The sequence below is a fragment of the Flavobacterium sp. genome, assembly GCF_028712645.1.
Taxonomy (GTDB): Bacteria; Bacteroidota; Bacteroidia; order Flavobacteriales; family Flavobacteriaceae; genus Flavobacterium.
Genome location: NZ_JAQTPQ010000268.1, coordinates 1 through 4580 on the forward strand (window position 1 = coordinate 1; position 4580 = coordinate 4580).

Annotated in this window: 4 protein-coding genes; all 4 read left to right on the forward strand. The window is 34.7% G+C overall.

Annotation, left to right across the window (positions count from 1 at the left end; translation table 11 throughout):
• Positions 1 to 96: 96 nt before the first annotated feature.
• Entirely contained in the window at positions 97 to 1230 is a 1134-nt protein-coding gene (locus tag PHC28_RS15890; protein WP_300102922.1) for an alkaline phosphatase family protein, read from the forward strand.
• Positions 1231 to 1245: 15 nt separating this feature from the next.
• Positions 1246 to 2595, forward strand: a complete 1350-nt coding sequence (locus PHC28_RS15895) for an aspartate aminotransferase family protein (RefSeq protein ID WP_300102915.1) — start codon at positions 1246 to 1248, stop codon at positions 2593 to 2595.
• Between the two features lies 1 nt (position 2596).
• Positions 2597 to 3895: a DUF5690 family protein gene (locus PHC28_RS15900; protein WP_300102917.1), complete on the forward strand. Its 1299-nt coding sequence runs from the start codon at positions 2597 to 2599 to the stop codon at positions 3893 to 3895.
• A partial coding sequence (locus PHC28_RS15905; protein WP_300102919.1) for an FAD-dependent oxidoreductase occupies positions 3879 to 4580 on the forward strand: 702 nt, incomplete at its 3' end. The genes PHC28_RS15900 and PHC28_RS15905, both read left to right, overlap by 17 nt.

The window sequence follows — 4580 nt, forward strand, 5'->3', positions numbered from 1 at the left end:
ACACTGTCCGGACTGGGTGAGCAGTTATTTCGGGATTATCAAGGCCGGCGGCGTTGTCGTTTTGCTTAGCTCGGCGCTTAAGGCTCCAAATACATCATCGCTAAAAAACCGACTTTCACATTCATCCATTTTGATCATATAGATCATGCAGGTCATGAATATGGCCACGGCAGCCCAGAATATTACAAATCAGTCGAAAAAGCGGATGCCTTGTTAGGATTATTATTTCAAGCAATTCAAAAAGCTGGTATTGCTGATGAAACGATGGTTATTGTCACTTCGGATCATGGGGGAATTGGTCACGGTCATGGTGGAGAATCTTTGAAAGAAATTGAAATTCCATTTATTGTTTGGGGAAAATCGATAAAGAAAAATTTTAAAATAACAAGTCCTGTTTATCAATACGATAATGCTGCAACGGTAGCCTATGCTTTGGGTATCAACATTCCAACTGCTTGGATAGGTAAACCAGTTTTAAATGCATTTGAAGGAATAAATGTTGTGGATAGTTATCCAGTTGCTCCACTTTACTTGGAACCTGTTTTGATTCCGGAAGGAAAGTTTAATAAAAAATCGGGAGGACTTTTCGATAACTCAACATCGGTAGTTATAAATAATTTAAACCCAAGTGGCGAAGTTTTTTATACTACAGACGGTTCAATGCCTACAAAAAATGCAACCAAATATAATGATCCTTTTAAAATTACCAAAAATACAGTAGTGAAAAGTGCTGTTTTTAAAGATGGAAAAATAAATAGTTTAGTAGCCGAAGGATTTTACAGGATAAAAGAAAAAGGATCTACTGAACCCATAAATTACTCCGTATATTATTTAGATAATTTGACGGATTTACCAAACGTAGAAAAACTGAATCCTGACTTTAAAGGTAAATCATTCGAAATAACTTCTGACGAAGTACAAACAACCATCAAAGACAATACAGTTGTGATGTTTACAACAAACATTAGAATTGAAAAAGAAGACCGCTACACCTTTTATCTACGCTCTGATGATGGCAGTAAATTATGGATAGACAATAAAGTAATAGTCAATAATGACGGTGATCATGGCGTGAAAGAAAAAAGCGGAGAGATTACACTCAAACCAGGCTCTTATTCTTTAAAAGTTGGCTGGTTTAATGGCGGAGGAAGTGGCTGGCTAGATGCTTTTTATAAAAATAGCAGTATTCCAAAACAAATTATACCAAGCACAATTTTATCAGCTCAATAGCTTTTGAAAAAAACTATGCAAAAAGAAAATAAAATAACGGAAGGAGACATTAATCTTACTGCAGCTCGTGCAGATTGGTTAGCTACCGCAGTGGATCAAAAAACAAAAGCTCTTTTAGAAAAAGATGCCCGATATTTTTTGCATCAGGCTTTGTCTACGCCGTGTCTGGATGTTTTGAGTAACAGTAATAACGCAAGTATTGAGTCTATTTCAGGTAAAAAATATTATGATTTTCATGGCAATAATGTGCATCAAATTGGCTATTCTAATCCAAAATTAATTGAAAATATTATCCAACAGTTACAAGGTTTATCTTTTTCGCCTAGAAGATTTACTAATGAACCTGCAATCCATTTTGCAGAGAAATTAGCTAGTTTGACTCCAGGAAGTTTGAATAGAATCCTCTTAACTCCAAACGGAAGTTCTGCCGTGGGAATTGCTCTGAAATTAGCAAGAGCGGTAACTAAAAAATTCAAAGTAGTTTCTTTTTGGGATTCCTTTCATGGAGCTTCCTTAGATGCTATTAGCGTGGGTGGCGAATCTGTTTTTAGAGAATTTATGGAGCCATTATTATCAGGAATAGAAAGAATTCCACCACCAGTTACCTACCGCGGAATATTTGAAAATGATGAAAATAAATGTTTAGAATATCTGGAATATGTTTTTGCCAAAGATGGAAATATTGGTGCTTTTATAGCGGAAACAATTCGAAACACTGATGTGCAAATTCCTTCTAAACATTTTTGGAAAGAGGCAAGAAATCTCTGCAATAAATATGGTGTTTTATTGATATTAGATGAAATCCCAATTGCATTAGGGAGAACAGGAAAAATGTTTGCATTCGAACATTATGATATTGAACCTGATATTTTATGTTTAGGAAAAGGACTGGGCGGTGGGATTTTTCCACAAGCAGCCATCATTACCCGAGACGAGTATAACGTTTTTGGTTCCATTTCGCTAGGTCATTACACACACGAAAAAAGTCCCATTGGTGCGATAGCCGGGCTTACTACGATTGGTTTTATTGAAGAAAATAATCTCTTAGAAAAAGTACAAGCCGATGCGGTTTATATGGAATCAGAATTAAGGCGGTTAGAAGAAAAATTTCCACTCATTGGTGCAGTTCGTGGCATTGGTCTTTTATGGGGAATAGAATTAGTAAAAGACAGATTTACCAAGGAAAAAGCAATTGAGGAAGCCGAAAATGTAATGTATGCTTGTTTAAAAAGTGGACTTAGTTTTAAAGTTTCGGCGGGAAATGTTATACAATTATCTCCAGCTTTAACGATTACAAGAGAAGAACTGAATGATGCTTTACAAATTTTAGAAGAAAGCTTATCCATAGTACAAAATCAAATATAAAATGAAAGATAAAAAATCGAATATCCCTTTTGTACTAAACGCTTCACTAGCTTCGTTTGGAGCTTACTTTTGTATGTATGCTTTCAGAAAACCCTTTAGTGTAGCCACATTTGAGGGGATGGAAGTATTTCACATAGATTACAAAATTATTTTAATTATCGCGCAAGTAATAGGTTATGCGCTTTCAAAGTTTATCGGCATTAAAGTAGTTTCCGAATTAAAAGCAAATCAACGTGCCTATTATCTTTTAACTTTAATTCTTATTGCCGAACTTGCTTTGGTTTTATTTGCCGTGGTACCAAAACCCTATAATGTCATCTTTATGTTCCTAAACGGTGTTCCTTTAGGTATGATTTGGGGGATTGTCTTTTCATATCTTGAAGGACGGAAATTTACCGAAATATTAGGTGTTTCTTTAAGTACCAGTTTTATAGTTTCAAGTGGTGTAGTGAAATCGGTGGGACTTTTCGTGATGACTTCTTGGGGCTTTTCCCAGTTTTGGATGCCAGCCATTACAGGGGCATTATTTGTCCTACCATTATTGTTTTTCACTTGGTTATTGGAAAAAATACCAAAGCCAACTCAAGAAGATATAGAACTGCGCTCTGAACGCATTCCGATGAATGGAAAAGACAGGAAAAATTTGTTACTGAAATTTTCATTCCCAATAACGATATGGATTTTATTTTACACTTTCCTTACCGCTTTTAGAGATTTCAGAGATAACTTTTCCCGTGAATTATGGGATAGCATTGGGTATAAAGGCGATATATCGGTATATTCGAGTTCTGAAACATTAGTTGCTTGCATTGTATTAGTGGTGATAGGTTTTGCATTTTATTTTAAGGACAATATGAAAGCTTTATTCTTTTACCAACTCTTGCTTTTATTCGGGTCTTTTTCTTTAGGTTTTTCAACCTATGTATTTAGCACTGGAAATTTAAACCCTTTCACTTGGATGGTTGTTTCAGGCTTTGGATTATACATTTGTTATGTTCCTTTCAACTGTTTATTTTTCGATCGGTTTATTGGAGCTTTTAGGATTAAAGGGAATGCCGGTTTCCTAATTTACCTTGCCGATGCCTTTGGTTATTTAGGAAGTGTTGTTGTTTTGTTATATAAAAATTTTGGGCAATCTGGTTTGTCATGGATTGAATTTTTCATTTACGGTGCCTATGCAGTTGCAGCAATCGGATTGCTTGTAACCATAAGTTCCATTCTATATTTAAAAGAAAAATATAGAAAACATAAAAAACTTAGTATAAATTATAAATTAGTATTAGATGAAACCAATGTATGATCTTATCGTCGTAGGTAGCGGAGTTTTAGGCACATTTCATGCTTATCATGCCTTGAAAAAAGGACTTCGGGTTGCTATTGTAGAAAAAGATAAAATGCCAAAAGGGGCAACTATTCAAAATTTCGGACAAGTAGTTCCTTCGGGAATGGATACAAAATGGCAAACTTATGGAAGAGAAAGCCTAGCAATTTATAAAGAAATCCAAAGTCTATTTGATATTTCAGTTCGTCAAAACGGGTCGATATATTTAGCATCAAATGAGGAAGAAGTACAGCTTATAGAAGAGTTATTCCAAATTAATCAGTCGAATAATTATCAATCCCATTTGTTAACACAACAAGAATGTTTAGACAAATATCCAGGTCTGCAATCTGATTATGTAAAAGCCGGATTATTTTTCCCCGAAGAAGTTACAGTAGAACCTCGCACAATGATTTACAAGCTACAAGAATTTATGATTCATCAAATGGGGCTTGAATTATTCACTAATACTAGCATTATTGATTGTGAATCTACTCCAAATGGAGTTACTCTTTCTACTGCTTTCTATGAGGAATTTTTAGCCAAAAAAGTGATCATTTGTAATGGAAATGAGTTTAAAAATTTGTTTCCAAAACTCTTTAATGAAAGTGATTTAGAGGTCTCTAAATTACAGATGATGCAAACGAAGCCTCAACAAAATTAC

What these genes read in the sequence shown, in the direction of transcription:
- PHC28_RS15895 (WP_300102915.1), top strand. Translation starts at nt 1,246, where the DNA reads ATGCAAAAAGAAAATAAAATAACGGAAGGAGACATTAATCTTACTGCA.
- PHC28_RS15900 (WP_300102917.1), top strand. Translation starts at nt 2,597, where the DNA reads ATGAAAGATAAAAAATCGAATATCCCTTTTGTACTAAACGCTTCACTA.